This is a genomic window from Flavobacterium pokkalii (genome assembly GCF_014596575.1).
Lineage (GTDB): Bacteria > Bacteroidota > Bacteroidia > Flavobacteriales > Flavobacteriaceae > Flavobacterium > Flavobacterium pokkalii.
On sequence record NZ_NASZ01000067.1, the window covers coordinates 1 to 546 of the forward strand.

Annotated in this window: 1 protein-coding gene; it reads left to right on the forward strand. The window is 40.7% G+C overall.

Annotation, left to right across the window (positions count from 1 at the left end; translation table 11 throughout):
- Window positions 1–546: hypothetical protein (locus B6A10_RS16300; RefSeq protein WP_238929434.1), on the forward strand; the 546-nt coding region annotated here is incomplete at both ends.

The following is a 546-nucleotide window of genomic DNA, read 5'->3' on the forward strand; positions in this document are numbered from 1 at the left end:
CCACCTGAAGAACCACAAGACCCTCCTTGCACGATTACATCTTGCCCTACAGGCTATGTTTTGGATAGTGAGAATTGTGCTTGTGTTAAAGATCCTTGTGATAAAAATCAACAAAACACCGTAAAAACCCAATTCACAGATCCCTATCTTGCTGGTAGACTTTCTCAAGTACGAACTAGTTTAGAACCACCAAATACCTCAATTGAAACAGGTTTTGCAATTTATAAAGATGCAAATGGGAATAATTCTGCTCCTAAACTTATAACTGGCACAGATACTGAACACTCAATAAGTATTGGTTTTCAAACTACATATCCTGGTTATACACCATCGGCCATACTACATAGTCATCCATCAGGAGGTTATGCAAGTGCTTCTGCGGGGGATATTTATGGACTTGCTGTATTGCACACTAGCATAAATACAGTAACAACCTCCTATATTGTGGCGGCAGATGGCTCTACCTATGCGATGGTGGTTACAGACCCTGCTGCCCTTGACTCTTTTCTATCAAACTATCCCGCAAGTGAGAATCAATCGAATGAA